General features: G+C 55.4%; 13 protein-coding genes. 3 read left to right on the plus strand and 10 right to left on the minus strand.

Annotated elements, in window-relative coordinates; all coding sequences use genetic code 11:
• Nucleotides 1-1153: 1153 nt before the first annotated feature.
• The 7 genes from ACQY39_RS19175 to ACQY39_RS19205 all read right to left on the minus strand — a co-directional run bounded on the left by ACQY39_RS19175 (nt 1154) and on the right by ACQY39_RS19205 (nt 12905).
• On the minus strand, nt 1154-2659 hold the full coding sequence (locus ACQY39_RS19175; protein WP_428508951.1) for a xylulokinase: 1506 nt from the start codon (nt 2657-2659) through the stop codon (nt 1154-1156).
• Nucleotides 2659-3354 carry a deoxyribose-phosphate aldolase gene (gene deoC / locus ACQY39_RS19180; RefSeq protein WP_428508953.1) on the minus strand — a complete coding sequence of 232 codons (696 nt, stop codon included), beginning with the start codon at nt 3352-3354 and terminating at the stop codon, nt 2659-2661. Before deoC ends, ACQY39_RS19175 begins: the two co-directional genes overlap by 1 nt.
• Nucleotides 3355-3365: 11 nt before the next feature.
• On the minus strand, nt 3366-4385 hold the full coding sequence (locus tag ACQY39_RS19185; RefSeq protein ID WP_428508955.1) for an aldo/keto reductase: 1020 nt from the start codon (nt 4383-4385) through the stop codon (nt 3366-3368).
• Nucleotides 4386-5342: 957 nt separating this feature from the next.
• Complete coding sequence (locus ACQY39_RS19190) at nt 5343-6149, minus strand: IclR family transcriptional regulator (protein WP_428508957.1); 807 nt, start codon at nt 6147-6149, stop codon at nt 5343-5345.
• Between the two features lie 78 nt (nt 6150-6227).
• Entirely contained in the window at nt 6228-7613 is a 1386-nt protein-coding gene (locus tag ACQY39_RS19195) for an MFS transporter (RefSeq protein WP_428508959.1), read from the minus strand.
• A 46-nt stretch (nt 7614-7659) separates the two neighbouring features.
• Nucleotides 7660-10383 (minus strand): GH116 family glycosyl hydrolase, encoded by a 2724-nt coding sequence (locus tag ACQY39_RS19200; RefSeq protein ID WP_428508961.1) that lies wholly within the window; start codon nt 10381-10383, stop codon nt 7660-7662.
• Nucleotides 10384-10490: 107 nt separating this feature from the next.
• Nucleotides 10491-12905: a TonB-dependent receptor gene (locus ACQY39_RS19205; protein ID WP_428508963.1), complete on the minus strand. Its 2415-nt coding sequence runs from the start codon at nt 12903-12905 to the stop codon at nt 10491-10493.
• 854 nt (nt 12906-13759) lie between these two features.
• On the opposite strand from ACQY39_RS19205, the gene ACQY39_RS19210 reads away from it, so the two are divergent.
• Nucleotides 13760-15010 (plus strand): GGDEF domain-containing protein, encoded by a 1251-nt coding sequence (locus ACQY39_RS19210; protein ID WP_428508965.1) that lies wholly within the window; start codon nt 13760-13762, stop codon nt 15008-15010.
• Nucleotides 15011-15110: 100 nt separating this feature from the next.
• Here ACQY39_RS19210 and ACQY39_RS19215 read toward each other — a convergent pair whose 3' ends face one another.
• Nucleotides 15111-16022, minus strand: a complete 912-nt coding sequence (locus tag ACQY39_RS19215) for a substrate-binding periplasmic protein (protein ID WP_428508968.1) — start codon at nt 16020-16022, stop codon at nt 15111-15113.
• A gap of 261 nt (nt 16023-16283) precedes the next feature.
• Here ACQY39_RS19215 and ACQY39_RS19220 point away from each other — a divergent pair, with 261 nt between their 5' ends.
• Nucleotides 16284-17885 (plus strand): B12-binding domain-containing radical SAM protein, encoded by a 1602-nt coding sequence (locus tag ACQY39_RS19220; RefSeq protein ID WP_428508970.1) that lies wholly within the window; start codon nt 16284-16286, stop codon nt 17883-17885.
• Here ACQY39_RS19220 and ACQY39_RS19225 read toward each other — a convergent pair.
• Nucleotides 17875-18882, minus strand: coding sequence for a hypothetical protein (locus tag ACQY39_RS19225; RefSeq protein ID WP_428508972.1), 1008 nt, complete (start codon nt 18880-18882; stop codon nt 17875-17877). The two genes, ACQY39_RS19220 and ACQY39_RS19225, sit on opposite strands and share 11 nt — an antisense overlap.
• Before the next feature lie 61 nt (nt 18883-18943).
• Here ACQY39_RS19225 and ACQY39_RS19230 point away from each other — a divergent pair, with 61 nt between their 5' ends.
• A complete protein-coding gene (locus tag ACQY39_RS19230; RefSeq protein WP_428508974.1) occupies nt 18944-20152 on the plus strand; it encodes a nucleotidyltransferase family protein in 1209 nt (402 codons plus the stop codon).
• Here the strand turns inward: ACQY39_RS19230 and ACQY39_RS19235 are convergent.
• Nucleotides 20128-21228: a glycosyltransferase family 4 protein gene (locus ACQY39_RS19235; protein WP_428508976.1), complete on the minus strand. Its 1101-nt coding sequence runs from the start codon at nt 21226-21228 to the stop codon at nt 20128-20130. The genes ACQY39_RS19230 and ACQY39_RS19235 overlap by 25 nt on opposite strands.
• Nucleotides 21229-21233: the final 5 nt, after the last annotated feature.

The raw sequence follows: 21233 nt of genomic DNA on the forward strand, positions 1-21233 counted from the left end.
GCACGCAGCCTTCACATCGAAATCGCAAAACCGTATGAGTTGGCAACCTGCGCAGATGAGAAAGTAGTCCGGTCTCACACTACTGCAACCCTTGATGTTAATATTTTTGCCGATTTTTGATACCCAAGGGACAGGCAGACCCAGCTCACCTCAATTGCAAAAGACTTGAATCTAAGTCCTTGCTCGTGGTACCACCATGCTCCGCACACCAGTTCGAAGCAAACCTTCATGACCAAGAAACGCAAGCGTCGAGGGTCGAACGCAGCAAACCTAGCCGGATGTGACTCAGGCTACACCCCAATTCAAAAGCTGTATAAGCCGAGAAGGATTGCTTGAACTACTCTTGTTTGACTCAAATAGGCACTCAGACTGCGGAGTTCTAGCAACCACACAAATCCAACTTGCCGAAACGGGCCGGAACGTTCCACATCGCTATCTAGGAACACACTGGAGTGGAGCATTTCGCATGATGGAGCTTCGCTAGGCGCGAACGTCGGACTCACACATTAAAAATGAACCAGCGTCACTGGGCCCCCGACCCAGTCTGAATCCATGAACACCCGCCCGAGAAGAACGATCTCGTGAAGCCGAAGCGATAGATTTCTCGGACAAAAATGAATGGGCCGGCCATGTGCGGCTGTAGCACAAGACAGACCACTCCTGCCAGCCAAGGCGCTACAAATCCGAAGTAACGCGAGCGGCTTTCAGCACCAAACTCAACTCCATTCTGGGCGCATTGAGAAGTACCGAACACTTGCTCTGTCGCAGCAAGTTGAGCGAGCAACAGCAATTTGGCAACTGCACGGCTTTATGGATTGATTCCTACAAGCCCCGCGGCGTATCGCTGCGCAGCATAGGCGAAAACACCAATTAGCACACGCAACCACATCCAATCGCAGGATCCGGAACCACTTCGCATTGACCCATAGGTCTTCAGCAGGATTGCCGACCAAATAGCCGCCGTCTGGCTGTATCACAACAGCCCAGTCCCACCAACAACAATCTCAAAGAAACAATCAAGAAAACCTCAAAATTTCTTACGCCCTTCACTGAAATTACTGGCTGCCTAGCCATACTCTTCAGAGACCGACGTCAACCCCTGCTCCTAGCAAGCTACAAATGCTTATCCAAGCTCGGAATTCAACCCCCAAATTCAAAACAAGTCCCTGTATATTGGCGCCATTCTTAAGCCAACAGACTTAAATAAGTCATAACGCGCTTGATAGAAAGCGACAAGATCAACTTCGGGGTAGAAATTCTTTTCATCACAATGTGCGGACTCAATCATTGAATAGTCATCCCAAACCTTACCACCAACAGCCGCCAAAGCAGCAGCCCCTAGTGCGGCGCACTGTTGGTTCACGCTTGTCGTTTGGACTTTCAAATTAAAAACATTTGCAAATAGCTGCATCCAGAATTCATTCTTGCCCCCTCCGCCGACAATTCTGATTCGATCTTCAAACTTTTGGACATCAGCCAGTGCATCTAGTGCAACCCTCAGCCCAAAAGTAATTCCTTCGAATACAGCACGGGTCATATCCGATTTGGTATGCTTTAATTCCAACCCAAAAAATCCACCCTTCACCTTTGGAGTCAAATCCAGTGAACTTCCTCCCGCGAGGTGCGGAATGAAAACAACACCATTCGCACCTGGCGGTGACAATTTAGCTTCTTCAGTCAAGGCATCGAAATCCACCTGATGGACAAATCGATCGACTACCTGCTGCTTGTACCAATTCAACGATGTGCCTGCGGAAAAAATAGCCGCCGCGGATGTAAAAAGCTCCGGCAAAACATGAGCAAATACAAATGGCTTCGTATTCACATCCAAGATCGGTTCTTTCGAAGAAACAGCGATCCAACTGGAAGAGCCAAGAGAGTTGTAGGCTTTACCATCAGCAGTATTCCCGGCCCCTAGTGCCATACAGGAATTATCTACCCCCCCCACCACCACCTTGACTGTATTTGGCAGCCCTAGCTGATCGGCAACTTCAGGCAACAAAGTTCCAAGCACATGATCAGAAGGATAGATCTCGGGGAATAGGCGCTTCGGAATGTTGGCCGCATCTAGGATACTCAATGAATAGCACCAACCATTCAGATCATAAGCACCGGAACCAGAAGCGTAGGAATAATCAGTTGCCAACTTCCCTGTCAAAAGATAGTTCAGGTAGTCCTTCGTGCCAAGAAAGATGGCCATCTTCTCAAAAACTTCTGGCTCGTTCTCCCGCAGCCACATTAACTTGAAAAGTGGGTAATGTGCTGGAGGAAAACCGTTCCCCGAGGTCAAATACCATTCAAGCTGAGAGTACCCTTCAAAGAAGGCGTCAGCTTCTTTATCCGCTCTTGAATCAGACCATATTGGCGTCCATTCCATTAGCAAGCGTCCTCCTTCACTCAAGGGAATCAATCCCAAGCTGTGACCAGACACCCCCAAGGAAATTATTTCTTCTCTATTTACATTGCTACCGGAAAGCAAATTTCTCGTGGACTTTACAAATGCTTGCCACCAATGGGCCGGACTTTGCTCTCGATAATTGGCTGCAGGATATCTTGTTTCGTACGACTCAAAGCTAAAGGAAATCAACTTAGCTTTCGAATCAAACAAGCAGGCCTTCACCCCACCGGTACCAAAGTCATACGAGATAACGTAGGACATTAGTACTCCCCACCAAAGGCACTCGAGGCACCTTCAATAATATTCAAAGCAGTAGCAACACCAAGGCCAAAGCGAGTGGCCCCTGCAGCGTGCAAAGCCCAGAACGTTTCCAAGTCTCTCACGCCTCCAGCGGCCTTTACTTTGCACTTGCCAGCAACCGCCTTGGACATCAAGGAAACATTTCTCTCTGTCGCCCCAGTTGGCGCCCAGCCAGTCCCCGTCTTGACAAAATCGGCCCCCGCAGAGGCAGCCAACTCACTGGCTTTGACTATTTCCTCATCCGTTAGGTGGTGGCATTCCAGTATTACTTTTACCGGCGCAACCCCAGCGCAATCTACTACCGATTTAATATCAAGGGCAAACTCGTCGTAATTGCGAGATTTAAGAAGAGCGATGTTCATGACCATATCGATCTCGCTACACCCCATACCAAGCAACTCTTGACACTCAAAAACTTTGCTTGCTGTAGTTGTTCCTCCACCAGGAAAACCAACAACTCCACCAACCAATATTTCCGGATAATCTTTTAGCGCATCAATTACTTGTTTTGTATGGGACGGAAGCACAAATACACATTTAACTCGGTACTTTATGGCTGTTTTCAACAAAACCTGGAAGTCCGATTGACTTTGCTCTGCCTTTACAGCGCTCAAATCAATCATATCAATAACAGCTCTTAAGTTTGTGTGATTCATTCGAATTACCCTCACCAAGCGTACGCATACGGAGCCTCACCCCCCGGCCCCGGGAAAATCTCATCGAGAAGCTTCAGGGTGCTCCCATCCAAATTGATCTCTGCAGCTCGAATGGCGCTATCCAATTGATCAACAGTTCGAGGCCCAATAATTGGAGCTGTAACAATTGGGTTATGTAGCAACCAAGCCAAACCGATGACCGCAGGATCTTCGCCCAATTCTTTGCATAGCCCTTCATATTGAGTTAGCTGGTGCTGCCACTTGTTGATTGTGGCCTCCATCTCTGGACTGCTACGACGGTTACTCGCCTTGGACTTATCTAGCAGGCCAGCCAATATGCCTCCTGCCAAGGGACTCCAAGGCATAAATCCCATGCCATAGTGGCGACAGGACGGAATAACTTCAAGCTCGACGGCTCGATTAACAAGGCTGTAGACACTTTGCTCTGCTATTAGACCGTGCATTCCACGCTTTTCTGCCTCTTGGTTAGCTGTGGCAATATCCCAGCCTGCAAAATTGCTCGAACCGTTATAGACAATTTTCCCCTGACTCCGTAACGACTGCATCGCACCCCAGGCTTCACTCCATGGGCACTCTCGATCGACATGATGCATTTGATACAAATCAATCCATTCTGTTTGCATCCGCCGCAAGCTGTCTTCACAGTGCTTTTTGATTTTCATGGCAGAGAGGCTTAGTCCATCGGTATTGGGCTCTCTTAAACGATCATTTCGTTTCACTGAGCCATACACCTTTGCAGCTAGAACCACTGCTTCTCTACGGCCTCCACCTTGAGCAAACCATCGTCCGATAATTTCCTCCGTGAGTCCTTTTTCTTGAAAATCTCCGCCGATGCTTTCACCGCCATACACATCAGCAGTATCAAAGAAGTTAATCCCGAACTCCAATGCCCTATCCATAATCTTGAACGCTTCTTTTTCAGATGTTTTCCATCCAAAATTCATTGTTCCCAAACATAGATTACTGACGATGACGCCATTTTTTCCAACGCGTTTGTGCTGAACTGACACTATATTTACCTCTGATAAGTAAGCCTGGGTGGATTCAAAGTTAGAATGCAACACCCGTCGGGTCGAATCGCTTCGCACATGTCAAAGCGATCCAGCTCCCACTACTGCAAGTGCTGCTGTGAATACCGATGATGAGTTTCCATTACTAGGGGCAAGACAGCCACCCATCCCCCGAAATTGCAAGAGTCTTGGACTGCATCCGCAGCGGATGTGCCACCAGCTGCTGTGTAAAAGTACCGTGCAAACCTTGAAGTAGCGAGACGCGAATGCGGCTGAGGCTCAACGCTGCGCCTTCGGTTGGAATTCTCGCGATCTGCATCCAACGCACAAACTTTAGGGACTGTCAAGACTCACTCGAATTAGCCTTGGTTGCCTCAGATGAACACCCTGGCACCGGCTCGTATGCAGCCACACGAACGCCGACTTGCCGCCTTGGGCCGAAGCGCCCATCACACAGTCACGCACAATTGGAGTGGCGCTCGTCGCTTGCTTGATCCGCGCCAAGAAGGACCATCGTGGGTTCGCGGCAAGCCTGAGCCGACTCAAACAGATTGCAATCTTGGCCTGCGTTAAATTGGAACCGCCCGAGGTCTTCCATCACGGGAAGCCAGGGCATTGGGAAAGCGAACTAAGCCACTAGCAGAGAATTGCGCTTCACTCTACGCACTCACTTACCTCATGGTCCATGCAGCTTGGTCTGTTCTAGGCAATTCACGATCGTCACTGCGGCTAGAAAATTACTGAAAATCGAGCGAAACCACGATTGACTGGCTACAGCATCGGGAACCGGCAGCAGACCCGGCAGCTTCCCCCGTGGGCTCAGTTAAGAACTTGCAAGTGATACCGATTCGGTTCATTCGAAGTTGACCGATAGGGCCACTGGCTTCCCGCTCCGACATCAATTTCAAACAGTAGCCGCGAAACACAGGCCTGGCCTGCCCTGTTGTCGGCCTCCATCTAGGTCCGAGCGTCGCTGACCACAAGTTGACTTGAGATCATGCCGGCAATCTCGCTCAGCTGTGTTACTGCCTCATCTTGCGTGCAGACCATGCTGGAAGATTTGACAAAGGGCACCGTAAGCGCCGCAGCCGCAAACTCCCCTCGGCAGATTGGAGCCGACAGGTCAGTAACGCCGGCGACAAAGTTGCTCGGTAACACTCCGTAGCCCACCTTACAGATCTTGTTCACTCGCTTGATGAAGGCGTCAATCTCGCCTTCATAGCCAGAGGCTCCGGTGTCGAACCAACGCGCCCAGCGCTCTCGAGTTTGCTCACTCTGAAAAGAGTACAGCACTGCGCCAGACAAAGTACTGATCAAGGGGCGTCGATAGCCCACGCGCACCGAAAATCCGATGTCTTCGCTGGACTCCATGCGCGCGACCACGACTATTTGGCCTTGCGAGTGCATGACCAAATGGCAGGACTGCCCAATGTTCTGCGAAAGTTGGCGCATGCAGGGCAGCGCCACCTCTATAAGCCCCTTAACCGAAGGCTGGTTCATGCTGAGAGCGAACAGCTTATCGGTCAGGTGATAGCCCTCCGTACCAGGCGCTCGCTCCAAGAAACCTCGAAATTCCAGCACCTGGATCATGCGAAAAAGTTCACCGGTGGATCGGTCCAGTTGACGCACGATTTCGGCAACGGTAATTGGGCCACGTTGCGCAGCTATCAACTCCAGAATATCCAGCCCCTTCTCTAGCGCTGGCGCCTTGTACAAGCGCTCGTCAGCCTCAGCGACCGGTTTGGATTCGACTTGTTTGGGCATGTGACTCAGCCTGTGTAAAGGGGTTCATGACCCAACCAAAGGTCGGGTTTCCGAAATCATATCGGACTGTTGCACTGGTCAACCCGGAGCAATGGCAGCCGCTCGACGCTGGGCAATTCGCTCCAATCGCTTGCGGATCACACCATGCCGCGCACGAGACAATGGCAAATACGAAGCACACCATGCCGCTCCAAAAGCGAGAAGTGCTGGAACGAAAGCCATGGCCAGGCAGATACCGAATGCAGCTGAGGTAGTGTGGGTATTGTTTGCTGGATCAAAACCAAACATGCTCGCCAATGCAAATCCGAAGGCCGCACCGAGGCCCGAAATGGCTTTATACAGGAAAGCATAGATGGCATAAAAGGTGGCAGTCTGATCTACCGAAGTCTTGAGCGTGGCGTAATCTGACACATCGCCCAAAATGGACGGCGGCAGAATTTGCCAAGCAGGCTGAACCAGCTGCAAAGCAGCAAACACCAACAAGTACTGAATGAAGGCATTGGGACCGGGCTGGATAAAGCCAAGCAGGATGAAAAAGAAAGCACTTGACGCAATGCCAACTAACAGCATGTGGCTCTTCTCAAACCGGCCCATCCACCTCAGCCACACCGGAATCATGATCAGATTGAGCGGCAGGCAGACCGCATAAATAAACGGGGCCTGCTTGCCCAGTTGCAAGTAGCTGGCTAGGTGCAGATACGCCAATGCCACTTGCATGCCATTGCCGATAAAGAACAACACCACCATACCAGCGAAGATGCGTAGCGGCCGGTTGTCCCGCAATGTACGCAAGAGTTCAGCGAGCGAAACTCGGTGTGGAGCCTGCTCCACCACTGCACCTTGCGGGCAGAAACGCGTGGCCAAGAAGATGGTGAGCGGAAAGAGGAAGGCAATCAACATGAACGCTATCCGCAGCGTTTCACCGTTGTACTCGGCCAGCAGCAACGAATGCACATTGCCAGTCTTGTGCAACTCAATGATGAGTGGCAGCACCAAGAACAACAAAGTGCCAGCAAACAAAAAGCCAGTACGGTAGGAGAAGATACGCGAACGGTCGTCATAGTCTCGACTGAGCTCGGCTCCCCAAGAGAGGTGAGAAACTTCCACCACCGTCCATCCAAGCAGGGTCACAAAGTAGGCAACGAAAAAGTAGCCGTCAAATAGGCGTTCCTGGGTGGGATTGAAGAGGAAGTAGGCCCCAATCAGCAGGATCACCGAGCCCAGCACCACCCAGAATTTCCGGCCGCCTGGCCAATGGCGGGTGCGGTCCGAGAGCATGCCCACCACAGGATCGGTCAGTGCATCGAGAATCTTGCACAGGGTGATTGCCGTCGCAATGGCGCTGAGGCTGACACCAAACTCACGTGTGTAAATACCTTGAATGATGCTGCCTGCGGGGCCGATCATGATGGCAAGGAAGAAGATTGGCAGTGCATACAAGACTGCCCCTTTACGATCAAACATGAAGTTCCTTATCTAGCATCAGATCCACCGCTACGGTTCGAATTCTTCACGAGGCGAGCCCAGTGACGCGTAGCTTCATCCCAGGCGTTCCAGACGCATCCAGCATGACTGTCGAACCCAGGCAGACCTCCACCATGCCCTCCTCGGTTTCGCTGAACTTGCAGTCATGCACCAGATCAGCGACGTTCAGTTCAACGGACTCGGCCTTGATCCCCTCAGGTAGGCGCACCTTGAGTGTCCTCAGCTTGACGCTGCCAAATTTCAATGACAACTCTGCCTCGATTCCATGGTTGACATGCTTCTGGGAGTAGTTTCCCCAACCTTCGGAAAACAGTACCGGTGCCTTGAAGTTCTCTTCGCCGATCTTCGGATCCATCGTCAGAGACTGGCGAGGCCCGTGGTAGTCAAAGCCACACGCCGTGATGTAGACACCGTAGCTCGCCATCGCACGCGAGTAGTGATCCCCACATTCGATTTCATTCCAAGGGTTCCGCAGCGAAGGGGCATAGCGATCGTGAATGGCTCGGGTGAGACTCAGCCCCTCATAGACCATACCCTCAGCCAGCATGTGCGCAGCGACCTGATACTCAAATCCGGTCATGCACTCGTTGAGGTAGCCCTCCGATGTGATTCCGAGGCCAATGTCTGCCTGAATCCGGCCGCTGGGGTCATAGGCCGCTTGAGGCCAAGTGCACATCAACATACCGGCCTCGCCCGGCATGGCGTACCAACGCCCACCGCTAACTCCAGTGAACGCATTGCGATACGGGCCCACGTCGACCGCAAAGTTGTAGCGCCAGAGTGCTGTGAGTGCAGAGACGCTGTGCTTTTGTGAGATGACACGCTCAAAACCGACCTGGTGCGCGAAGCTTTGTCCCAGCACCTGATCGATGTAGCACCCTTCTTGCAAATCAACGGCCCTGGGCTTGGTCGCATCGCCAACGTGCTCAAAGTAGCGTCCGTTGAAGAGTTGCTCCACAAAACTCTCGCGCCCCACCGCCAGCAAGGATTCGCAACGGGATGCGAACTCTTGATCATCGATATCGATGGCCATTTGCTTGCCAGCGGCCAATGCAGCCAAATAGAGCGAGCTGATCCATGGAATCTTGCCGTACCAGGTCGCATCCAGCGTGTTGTATTGCGGTCCCTCAAGCAGCCCGTCGCCATCACGGTCAAACTTCATGAGGAACTCAAGGCTCTTTCGGACCCTCGGCCAGAGGCGACGAAGAAACTGAATGTCGGGGGAATGCTTGTGCTCTCTGAGCACACGAATGATGGTGCCTGCCGTCCCGTCCACGGCCATGATCGCTTCACCTACGGATTCAGCAGGTGCCACCGCCTGGTCGCCATGACTGGAGGCCTCAGCCCTGTAATCCATCGAACCATCGGAATGGTAGGCGATCCCATAATCCACATGTTCACGGGTCAGTCGCTCCAGGTCCGGAAACACAGCCGCGACGGCTTGGGCGTATTGCCACACATGCTGACAAGTTCCGGGGCAAGAGTCGACGCCTTCCCAGCCGTAGAAGCGTCCGTCTTCGAAGCGATGCGCAGTTTGCGTCGCCAAGATGGAGGTATTGATGAAGGTACGATCCATGAACCAGCGTGGCAAACTGGAGTCGTACCAGGTTGAAACCCACAGCTTGGTGGCTGCAGTCAGTCGCTCAAAATGGCGCTCAACATAACGAGCAACCTCCAAGCTGTCAGAAAACTTAGTTGCGTAGTACCGCTGCTTGCTGCTGAGCTTTGGAATCGTCTCCATCGTCGAGAAGAAAACCTTTCCACCCGAGTACCGAGGAAAGTGCCAACTGACGACAAAGTTGAGTTCAGCAAATCCACCAATCGGGAGCATGATCTTCTTGCTCAGACCGCCAAGGATTCGCTCATTCAAGTCTGCACTGGCCTGTCCGGAAACTTCCGAGGCAAGGTCCAGCTTTTGCTCAGAAAAGTCACTCGGGTTTTGCAAATCAAGCTTGGCATGCCCAGCACCACCCGGATGCAAAAGCGCCAAGGACATGGAACCCCATCCGTCAACAACAACGCTCGGGTCCTCCAGCTCCGCCGTGCAATGTAGGACAACACTGTCGCGGGAGGTATGAATCTCATTCTTGCGACGACCTGCTGGCTTGGTCTCGAAGGGAAAAACCGCGTTCTCCATCCAGGCTCCAACGGTCAGTTCCTGTATCTCCGTCGAAAGATTCGTGAAGCGATAGGTAAGCACGGTAGCCGGCAGCCCCGAGTCGTCGGAATCGAGTGGCACGAAAGGTGAAAACGCTTCCAGGTCAACGCCGACGGTGCAGTCCGGGTCATTGAAGCGCACCTTACCGATTGGGTAGCTTCCTTCAAAGTCAACGTTCTTGAAACCTTGTGCATCCAGTGTGCGGAGCTCACCATCTGACGTTCGAAAGGCCATTCCAACAAGGAAGGGCTGGTCAGGCACCTGCGGATCCGCGTAATGCGGCCCGTGCGGATCCCCTGTGTCCTTGCGCCCGCCATAGGCCTTGAAAACATCCCAGTGGCAAAGGCGCCCGTCACCGCTCAAGTACACCTGTCCCGTGCAAATGCCGCTGACAGGCATTCCGACATAACGCAGCTCTTCACCACGGAGTCGCAATGAATCAGTGTCACCGCTCAGACGATCCAGCCAGTCAGCGGGCAGTACCTTGTCCGCAGGAAGCAAACGCGCGTGCTCAACGTTTTCTGGAGGCAATGCACCGTCGAGCGTGGGAAATTGGGTGAGTTTTTCAGCAGTCACAGCGAGGTCCGACATGGAAGGCAAAGGGATCATGTTTCGCCGGCAAACAGAGACGGCGAAACGAAGAGCAGTGGCGAGCCTCGTGCCGTGCACAAAGCTCGCCCTGCTCTCGACTTACACGCTTAGAACGAGCGCGTCACACTCAAACGCCAATTGCGAGGTTCGTTCCATTGTTGAATCGCACCGAAGAAGTCCGGCACGACAGCCACGGTCGAAACCGGTCGACGCTGATTGTTCAAGTTCTGCCCAATGAGATCGATACGCCACTTCTGGTCTTCGGTGTTCAGCGAAACGCCTGCCGAAATCAAGGTCACTGCAGGGCTGATGTAGTACTTGTCGGTTGCCGGATTTGCACCAACCAGGCCCAGACCAGAACTCTCGGACGCATTGGCCGCATTGATACCAATCTTCGAGCGATACGCAGCGTTCGCAAAGATGCGAGCCGCCAGACCGGAATTGAGATTGAACCTGTAGTCGAAGCGCACGTTGCCCTGCAAGGACGGCGACAGCGTGGGCACATCCAGGAAGGTGTTCGCGATGTTGACCGGCCCCGTCGGTGAGGCAGCCATCACCTCAGTAACCTTGAACTGGTTGTAGGCCACGTTGGCGGTCAACAGCAGTTCGCGAGTCACTTGATAGCGAGATTCCAACTCAATGCCAGTGCTGTGTGCTGCACCTGCATTCTGAGGAACACCAGCAAATCCGGTCGCGCTCACGGCAATGGGCACAGCCGTATTCACCGAGACAAGGAGGTCTTTGTATCGGTTGTAATAGACCGACGCATTCAAGCTCAAACGGCCATCAAGGAAGGTACCCTTGTTGCCCAACTCAAGAGCATCAACACCTTGCGCGTCGGTACTCAATGCAGCGCCTGGCACCACGTTCGAAGCGGGGAAAATGCTGCCCGCTTGGAAGCCACGCTTGAACGATGCGTACGCCATCTGATTTCGGGCGTAGTTGTAGTCCACAGTGAACTCCGGCGTCACGGCCCGGTACTTGCGCTGACCAGAAAGTTGGCCACCGAAAGTGGTGTCAATGATGGTGGCGCCCTCAGGAACGCAGAAGCATGAATTCGTGCTGAAGTCCGCCAGCGATCCGCCAACAAAGGTCGTGCTCGGACGATTCCCTTGCGTGGCCTTATCGTCCTCCGTGAAGCGAATGCCGCCAGTCACATTCAGGTCTTTGGTCAGCGCATAGCCGACATTCACAAAAGCCGCCTTGGACGTGACCTGTTGGGACAAGCCATCAAAGACGCGGCGAATGTCAACGGCGGTTTGCCGCCCATTTGGGTCAGTTACATAGCTGGCTTGATGCTTGGTATCAAGGAACGCGAGGAAGTTGTTGACGTCAGCGCTTCGTGAGCTGGTGTCCTCCGTGTAATAGAAGACACCACCGATCACATTAAGAGGCCCGCGGCTCCAATTGGCTTGGAGCTCATGACTCTTGCCGCGTAGGTTCAGTTGCTCACTGACTGTCAGGAATGGTGCCGCAGTGCCTTCGATATCGAAGATGCGACCGTTTTCCATCTTCCGGTCGGCACCCAGGTACTTGACCAGCAGGTCATCTGACACTTGCCACTGCGCTGACCAGGTCAAACCTCGAGCCTTGACAGTTGAATTGCCGAAGGTGTCAGTATCAAGGACATCGGGATCGGTCGAAGACTGCAAGCGATTTGGCACGATCTTCGGATAGCCGGCCAACGGGCCTGTATTGAAGATGTCCTTCATGCCACTGTTCGTGATCTTCAGCTGCTTCGCCGGCGCATCGGCATCGGTCTTGTCATAAGCGACAGTGAAGCGCAGCTTGTCGGTCGGGTCGAACTGCAGCTTGCCCTTCAGCACCTTGGTGTCTTCACCCCAGCCCTTTTTGCCGGTGTTTACCAAGGTCTGGTAGCCGTCGCGCATGAGAGAGGCAGCGCCAAGATTGAAACGCAGCATGCCGGGCACCAAGGCACCACTCATCTCGGCCTTGACATCACGACGGTTGCTGTTTCCCGTGGCCACTTCAACATAGCCATCGGCCCTGTCGTTGAGGGGCTTGGTGTACACCTTGATCGCACCGCCAAAAGCATTGCGGCCGTACAAAGTGCCCTGCGGACCGCGCAGAACTTCCACGCGATCAACCGAGAACAGATTGATGTTGGAGCCCAGGCCCGAGGGCGTGTAGACATCATCAATGTAGACCGGCACGGAAGGCTCAATACCCACGGCTGGCGTCGCCGTGCCCATGCCGCGAATGAAGAAGCGTGCCGTGTTGTTGTCCACCCCTTCTGCAACATTGAGACCCGGGATGTACTGCGTGAGGCCCGCGACGCTACTCACGCCCGCCGACTTCAGCGCAGCGGCGCTCATGGCAGAAACGGATGCCGGAACGTCGGAAAGACGTTCTTCACGGCGACGCGCCTGAACCACCACCTGCTCCAGCTGAACCGCGCTTTCACCTGTCTTGCTGGTCTCAGTCTGCTCTTCAGCAGCCATCGCACTCACGGCGAATGCAATGCTTGAAACCGCGAACAAGCCTCGTGCCAAATCTCTCATCGACGTCTCCTTAGTTGGGGGAATTTTTCAACGATTGAAGAGTATCACCAATGAATCTTAATCTCAAGGATGAAAGTAGCAGGGTTTACATCTATGCCCAATCCGAGATCGCAACACACATGAAACGAACGAAGAAGGCACCCCGAAGCCCCGAGAGAACCTAGTCTTCTTCAGACCGGAAGGCGCTCATTGATTGAGGCCAATGCCGGACATCACGCCCCGTGCTGCAGCAATTCATCCACATCATTCAACGCATCAATACCGGTGTTTGCGTCACGAGAGATGCGCGCAAAGAACTCGACTTGACGACGGGACCACGTATGGCGCGGACAGCGCATGCCAGCCACGTCCAAGCAGCTCCGACGAGCTAAGGTGAAGTGGGCAGGAGGTAGCCCACACTCGGTTTGAATGCCGTGTAGAAATCTGGTGTCCATGAGCACATGAGTAGGCTTTTCGCCGGCGTAGGCTTTGAAGAGCATCCTCGGTCGAGAGGCCAAAAGCTCTGCTGGGAACGGCATCCGCGCCCCAGGATTGCCAAGCGGACGGGCTGCACCCCAACTGAAAATCCAACGTAGCCCAGTTCTTGCCCGAGGGGGCCGGAGAGCCAGACAGCACGCACCCGAATGCGCCGACAGACCACCCGCGCCACTATCCGACCGGTGAGGCTCCATGAGGATGAGAACAGGGCACCCGATCTAGGCTGTGATGGACCGCAGCGGCCGACCTAGCCATGGCTATCACCCATAAGCAAGCATTGCAAAGATGAATGTCGGCTTTACCTCGGCGCCACACCCTGGACACGAGGCTCGAGCTGCTCACGCGGCTTTGTGTGCACAAAGCAACGCGAACCGAGCATGCTGTCGAACCAAGCTCAAGGCCGACCAGCTACGATTAATTGCATCTATCAAAACATGGGCATCTCTCATATGCGCGACGATCTGGCCATAGTTGTTGGCGCGCAATTTTTAGTCTATGCCGTTGCTTGGGCTGGCATAGCCTGCGTAGACAAGCCACGCCGAGTGTCCAGCACCTACTGGGCCCTCTATGCCTTGTTTCAAGCTCTATCCATCGCACTGTTCGCTCTTTCAGTGACATGGAGTTCGAAGAGCTTTGGCGCCCTGAGCTTGCTTCTCGCCATTGGAGGCTATGCGCTTTCCAACGCAGGCGTTGACCACTTCTTGAACGAGCGCGTTCGATACGCCTGGATCTGGATCTGTCTCGTAGCTTTCTTCTCAACAGTTGCACTCAATCCCCTTTCATTGCTGCGCGAACAAGCAGCGCAAGTTCTCAGCCTCAATGGGAGCGCAGTTGCGTTTTGCACCATTGGAGCCGCGCTATTTGCTCGCCCTCTGCGTCGCGAGTTCGGGACTGCCGGACTGATAGCGCTGCTTCCGAGCATCCTTTACGCGCTGCTTCTAGCTGTTAAGACAATCCTGTTCTTCATCGGAACAGGGGTTTCAAAGACCGACCTGCCTTCGAGTGAATCCCGCTTGGGCCTCTTTGTTTTCGTCATCTCTGTCGCTGGTGCTGTCAACATCTCATTCCTTGGTCTGTATGTCTCTCGACTACTGAAAAGCATGAAGAAGGTCGCCACAACCGATAGCCTCACAGGGCTTCTCAACCGCTTTGAGACAGCGAGGATCTTGCGTGGCGAATGGGCGCGACATGAACGCAGTGGCAAAGTCCTCGGACTCGCATTTGTTGACATCGATCACTTCAAGCGCATCAACGACTTAGGCGGACACAAGCAAGGCGACGAGGTATTGCGAACCACTGCAGCGCTGCTGAATCGCGAGCTGAGAACCTCCGACATTGTTGGGCGCTGGGGCGGCGAAGAGTTCTTGATCATTCTTCCCGAGACGAGTGCACAAGGCGCAGTTGCAGTGATGATGAGACTGCATCAGGCGCTTCAACTGGATAAGGTCGAAGTACCTGCTGGATGCGAACCACTCACAATAAGTGTTGGTGTGTCAAGCTCTGAAGGCGCGTCCACCCGGAACGGTGTAGACGAACTGATTGCTCAAGCGGACCAAGCCATGTACCGAGCGAAATCATCCGGGCGCAATAGAACAGTAATTCATGAGATGTCAGCAACCTGGGTGTGAAGTGAACTCTGACCGAAGGCCCGACAGACTTGCAAGCCTCCTTTGGAATGCATACACAGACTGCGAAATGTCTCAGACAGGAGAAGTCTGTTCCCGCTGATCATGGGCGAAGTGGCTCTGCGTACTGCCCAATGATTCTCTTCAAGGTGCCGTCGACTCTCATGGCGTCTATCGCCTTTTCTAGTTGCGGGATCAAGGCCCGATGCGAGCTCTTCAAGCTGATTCGAAACTGAATTGACACCGACTCCCCTTTGAGTGGAATCTCGAGCAAATCGTTTTCAACCTGAAGTTGCCTGGCCGTGCTTCTGAGCATCAAACCGTCGTCGACAATCAAATCGGTTCTCTTCATAAGAAGCATTCGAACCAGCGCCTGTGGACTGTTTGCCAAAGAAAGCGTCCCACAGGGCAAGTGCTTTTTGACCCAACCATTTCCTCTGACTGCGCCAGTCTTTGGACCGCACAGTACATCTAGGCCGATCGTTTCACCCGACAGCCCCCCGCCGTCTTTGCTTCGCACGAACACACTGGCACGCCAAGGAATCAAACCGCCGCCGATAGGTCGGGAAAACAGATTTCTATCTGGCGTTTCAACCGCAAAAAAGAAGTCGGCGTTACCCATGGACACATCAGCTTGCGCTCTAGCCCAGGGGAGCACACGGTGCTCGACTACCAGACCCATGCGATGCTGCAGAATCTCTTCGGCGAGCTCAACCTCGAGACCTTGAACCCGAGTCCCGTCCTGCCACGAGTACGGCCGATATTGCTCAGCGTAAACAACCAAGATTCCCGAGTCTGCATGTGCCAGCGGCACGACGAACACCAGGAGTGCCTGCACACCCCAAATGGCAATGTGCCTGAGCACTGGCCGTCCGCGCCCGCTGTCATCGCGGCATTTGGTATTCCCGCCGGCCCCATACCCTCTTTGGCTGCAGCCTAAGACCCATCCGAGAAAGCGTTGGGGCGCGCCTCCGATTTGAAGATCGCCATCGCCATGATCAGAGTCGATGGCCATTGCGCAAGGTCGATCGACACTTTCCCAATTCTCAGACATAGAGGTTCGCTACGGTTTGAGACATCAACAGACGATGAGGTGGCTACTACTGTTTCCGATAGGTAAAGAACACGAGCAACAGCCTCCTGAGCTTGGCGAGCAGACTGACATGGATACAGCCTGACTTGATGAAGGCACGAGAAGTGCAGCTCCTCAGCCAACCAATTTATCTACAAGGCCAAGACCAACAAGGGAAACGATGATTCCACATATTCAAAAGAATTGGAACTCCGATCATGCAAGTGGACATCGCCCGGACCTATAAGTTGCCCGGAATCTTTTGGATTACCCCCCCCCCCCGTTCACGGCACGTTGAGTCGAACTCACAGCCAATTGCGGCACCAACAAAGGAACGAAATTGCAGGCACATTGAACCTGTCGGCAACCCGCCGGGACATACGGACCGACTCCACGAAAGGTGACGGCGTGCTCTCCATCCTGGTCGCCCACAGTTTCTTCCTGCGCTTCGACGCCAAACAGTTCGAACGCGCCAAGCCATACCCTCCGCTTGCGACTTTGCAAGTAGCTGCCATGCTGCGGCGCCTCGGCCATGAGGTTGCCCTCTTTGACGCGATGCTGGCGGCTGGCACACAGGACTTCGATGACAAGCTCGCTGCCACGCGGACCGACGTCGTGCTGCTGTACGAGGACAACTACAACTATCTCAGCAAGATGTGCCTGGCCAAGATGCGCGAGGCCGCCTGCCAGATGATCGCCAGCGCCCGCCGGTCCGGAGCGCGCATCGTTGTGGCTGGCTCCGACGCCAGCGATGCTCCCGATGTGTACCGTGGCGCAGGTGCGGACGTTGTGCTTCGCGGCGAAGGGCTTGATGTGCTTCCAGCGCTGCTGCGCCGCCTGGAAGAAGGACCCAGACTGAGCGACACGGACCTTGTCGCCGGGCTCGAACAGCCGATCAACTTCAAGCGCAAAGAGACCACTGAACTTGAAGCACCGGTCGCTTGGGAACTCGTCGACATCGAGCGCTACCGCGCCACCTGGGTCGCTGCCCACGGCCACTTCAGTCTCAATATGGCCGCATCCAAAGGCTGTTCTTTCCGCTGCTCCTGGTGCGCCAAACCCATCTGGGGCCAGCGATACCAACAGCGCAGCGCAGCAGCCGTGGCTGCGGAGATGGTGGAGCTGAAGGAACGCTTCGCCCCAGATCACATCTGGTTCGCCGACGACATCTTCGGCTTCCGCGTCGACTGGGTAGAACAGTTCGCTGCCGAGCTGGCACGGCTCGGCGGCGGCATCCCCTTCTCCATCCAGACCCGAGCCGACCTGACCAGCGAGGCCATGGCCAGGGCTCTGGCTGACGCCGGTTGCCGAGAGGTCTGGATTGGCGCCGAGAGCGGCAGTCAGAAGGTGTTGGATGCGATGAACAAAGGCACCACGGTGGAAGAGATCCTGCAAGCACGACGGGACTTGCAGGCAGCGGGCGTGCGCGTGGGCTTCTTCATCCAGCTCGGCTATCTCGGCGAGGGTCTGTCAGAACTGCTGCAGACGCGCCAGCTGATCGAAGAGGCCCGGCCCGATCTCATCGGCGTCAGCGTTTCCTACCCACTGCCAGGCACGAGCTTTCACGAGCAGGTCAAGGCCCAGCTGGGCAGCAAGACCCATTGGGACGACAGTGCTGAGTTGGCCATGATGTTCCGCGGCAGCTTCAACACCGAGGTCTACCGCACCGTGCGCGATCTCTTACATGAGCAGGTGGATCTGGGACAACTAGACGCCTCAGTACGCCAACACGCGGATGACGAGATCAGGTGCCGCTGGGCCCAGTTGATCGACACCCTGCAATCGGACGAGGCGCTCATGCCATGAGCAATGCCTTCAAGGCCAGCGCCCCAGCACGAGGATGGCTGCCGCGGCGCAGTTCCCAGCCATGAAGTCGCGCGCAGCGTTGGGCAAACACAGCCCAGCCTGGCTGGCTGGCCGCATAGGGCTGGCTCAGCTGCAGGCGATGAAGAAGTTCTTCGGCGTCGAGGCGCCGCAGCAATTCGCCGTCGCTCGCTGGCGCCGGTGCCGCGAACACGAAGTGCGCCAGGCGCAGCGGCTCAGCAGCCAGCGACGCCCAGCCACCGCGAAGATTCAGTTCGAACTTTTCAACACCGCTTCGGCGGCGAATGATGGGGGCCGACAGGATGCGATTGCGCAGTGCCGTGTCGCCAACCCAAGTCACAGCGTCCTGGCGCATATGCAGATAGTTCGCGATACCCGTTGTCCGCAGGGAAACCGGATCGACAAAGCAGGCGTCCTCGGTCATGAAGTCCAGACCTTCGCCAAGTGCATGAAGTGTCAACGTCGACTTGCCTGCGCCGCTCTCCCCGATCAGCAAAGCACCATTGCCATCTATGCCGACGCAGCCGGCATGCAATGCAAGATACCCCTGCGCTCGACTGGCCAATGTGAACACAGCGAACTCGATGAGTTCGTAGCGAATGTGATATGGCCAAGCCAAGAGTGCCTCAGAGACTTGAACAAGCGCATGCCTTCCGCGCACATTGATGAGCGCCAAGTTTTCCGCATCCATCACTGCACCCAGCAAGCCCGCGCCTCCCACCATGCGCGCAGCTGGGGGCTCACTCGCGTAACGCAAGTCCGACTTCAACAATCGAAGTTCGACCGTCAACGCGGGGCCTCCATGAACCTGGCTGGGCAAATCTGCAAAGGCAGCATCAGCCAGTGCCAACAGGTCACAGCTGTCACTACAGAACTCAATGTCAATTCCGAGCAGGTTGAATTTTCGTTTCAAAGGAAGCAATGCCTGCTCAGCAAATGGATCGGCGACTTGCCGAGGATCTGCACGCCAAGATTTCATATGGGAGATTTCCGTGAAGCTAGTTAGGTTAGACAGAGATACGGTTGTGCCGTTCGCTGCGATGGACGAGGCTCTGAAGACCACGACTGCCAGACTCGCTGCCGAGTTGGCCTCTCCCTCTCGAACTGCCCCAGACTGGAGCGAATTCGAATGGAGAACCGCAATGGCCGCATCCGTTATGCACGGCGTTAGCAGTCTTCTGGCTGGTCGATTGCAATGGGTGGGCCCTCCAATTTGGCAAGATTTTTTGGCTAATCAAAGCGAGCAAGGGTGCCGACGTGAGCGCAAGGTGCGCGCGCTCCTCGGCCGTTTGGATAACGAAGCTCAAAACCGCGGTTTGCCCCTGCTGGCCATGAAGGGATCGGCCTTGCTGAGTTTGGAAATCTACAAGGAAGGCGAACGGCCAATGAGCGATGTAGACCTGCTGGCTTGCCCGACCGACATTGCTGAAACAGGCAGTCTGATACTTTCCGTTGGCTACGAAGTTGGCTCCGTCAAGCTTCGTCACATTGCATACGAACCATCGCACAGACCGACCGACCGCGCCTTCGGCGAGCATGAGGACAATCCAGTAAAGATCGAGCTCCACGCAGCTGTAGCGGAGCCATTGCCGCTGCGCGAAGTCGACATCACGGCCGGCCTGATCTCCCCTAGTGCCAAACCAGGTTTGAACTCGTACTCCAGTCTTGCAAAGTTGATGCGCCACTTGCTCATGCACACGGCAGGCAATCTGTGCACCCGTAACGTTAGGCTGATCCAGCTGTACGACATCGCTATGCTCGCCCAATGCTTGAGTTCTGCCGATTGGGATGAAGCTCTTGCACCGTCCTCGGACGACCGATCCGCTTGGTGGGCAGTGCCCCCGCTGGCACTGACACAGCGGCACTTCCCGGCCCACATGCCCACTCACCTTGCGAGCACCGCAGCTGAAGCGTACGCCGCCTGTCCGACTTGGCTGCGTAGAGCCAGTTCGACATGGCAATTGAGCGAAGTGGCTCTGTCGCGACTGGACATCCCACTGCTGCCGGGCCTGGTGTGGTCGCGTGGAACCACTGATGCAGTGGGCTATTTTTTGCGGCGCCTGCACCCACTTGAGCAAGCAGAAGACGCGAAAAATTTGCATCGCCAGCATTCCCTGGCTGGCTCCGCATGGGCGCAGCGGCCACGCTGGCGAAAAGCTCTTAGCCTTCTGGTTGGCGCACAACCTCGGCCGCACACGCTGTACTCCATTCATCGAGCCTTCTCCTACCAACCCGTGAGCGCGGCATGAAGCCGTTCAAACTGTTTGTGACTGAAGTTGGCGTCTTCTGCGATAGCCAATCGCTGAGCTTCTCGCGCCAAACGAAGCCGCAAATCCTCGTCTTCGGCAACACGAGTGATGAGCGCAGCCAACCCCTGTACATCACCCGGCATCACGCAGAGCGCCGCGCGCGGCGTCCACTCGACCAAGTGGCCTACGGCAGTTCCAATGCTCGGCACGCCAAGCACAGCGGCCTCGAGCATGGCAAGCGGGCCAGCTTCGTGGCGAGAGCTGACGACATACAGATCCGCTCGCGCCAGCAACGGCCGCATTTCAGCCTGAGTCAAAAATCCATGAAAGCGCACACGGCCGCTGACACCCAGTTGTGCAGCAAGCGCCTGCATCTCGCCGTTCAAGGTGTCCTCACCCATAACGTCGAGCTCAGCCCTCGGCACTTGCGCCACAGCACGCAGCAGGGAGCTCTGGTCCTTCACACGGTTGAGGCTGGCCACCTGCACGAGGCGCAGTGCGGCACCGGCCACGCGCGGACGTGGTTCGCTGAGCGGAAATTCGGCGAGGTCCACGCCCAGCGGCAGGCGTTGGCCCGCATGACCCAGCGCAGCCAATTGATCAAGCACCGGCCGGCTGGCCGCTGTCAGCACATCAGCGCCGCGCAGCACCAGGGCCTCGCGCAGCCGACCGCGCCACGCAAGGCGGCCGCCATAGCCGATGTCGTGCAAAGCCACCAGTTCGCCACCGGCCACATGCACCGCACTCGGCAGCCCGAGCAACTTCGCTGCAAGTACAGCCACCAGTCCGGCAGGTCCCGACCAGATCGACTGAATGAGTTCGAAGCGGCCACGCCGGTGCTCCTTGGCAATGGCCCACACAGCACGGGCCTGGCCCAGCGCCATTCTGGGACCGCCGATGTTGTGCACGCGCGCGCCGCACAGCCACCACTGGCCCGGATCAGGTTCCTGCCGCAGAGCGAACACATGCACCTCGTGCAGCACGGCAAGGCGCTTGAGTAAAGCCAACAACGCAGGCACAACCCGCACCTCGCCCGAGCGATCCACCCCGCCCGGCACAACGATCGCGATTTTCAAAACGA

It is taken from the genome of Roseateles sp., from assembly GCF_965262435.1.
Taxonomy (GTDB): domain Bacteria; phylum Pseudomonadota; class Gammaproteobacteria; order Burkholderiales; family Burkholderiaceae_C; genus Paucibacter_A.

Excerpts from the sequence above, each read along its gene's own strand:
- ACQY39_RS19195 (WP_428508959.1), bottom strand. The coding sequence starts at position 7,613 with ATGTTTGATCGTAAAGGGGCAGTCTTGTATGCACTGCCAATCTTCTTC.
- ACQY39_RS19210 (WP_428508965.1), top strand. The coding sequence starts at position 13,760 with ATGCTGTCGAACCAAGCTCAAGGCCGACCAGCTACGATTAATTGCATC.
- ACQY39_RS19230 (WP_428508974.1), top strand. The coding sequence starts at position 18,944 with ATGGACGAGGCTCTGAAGACCACGACTGCCAGACTCGCTGCCGAGTTG.
- ACQY39_RS19225 (WP_428508972.1), bottom strand. The coding sequence starts at position 18,882 with ATGAAATCTTGGCGTGCAGATCCTCGGCAAGTCGCCGATCCATTTGCT.
- ACQY39_RS19205 (WP_428508963.1), bottom strand. The coding sequence starts at position 12,905 with ATGAGAGATTTGGCACGAGGCTTGTTCGCGGTTTCAAGCATTGCATTC.
- ACQY39_RS19200 (WP_428508961.1), bottom strand. The coding sequence starts at position 10,383 with ATGTCGGACCTCGCTGTGACTGCTGAAAAACTCACCCAATTTCCCACG.
- deoC (WP_428508953.1), bottom strand. The coding sequence starts at position 3,354 with ATGAATCACACAAACTTAAGAGCTGTTATTGATATGATTGATTTGAGC.
- ACQY39_RS19175 (WP_428508951.1), bottom strand. The coding sequence starts at position 2,659 with ATGTCCTACGTTATCTCGTATGACTTTGGTACCGGTGGGGTGAAGGCC.
- ACQY39_RS19190 (WP_428508957.1), bottom strand. The coding sequence starts at position 6,149 with ATGCCCAAACAAGTCGAATCCAAACCGGTCGCTGAGGCTGACGAGCGC.
- ACQY39_RS19215 (WP_428508968.1), bottom strand. The coding sequence starts at position 16,022 with ATGGCCATCGACTCTGATCATGGCGATGGCGATCTTCAAATCGGAGGC.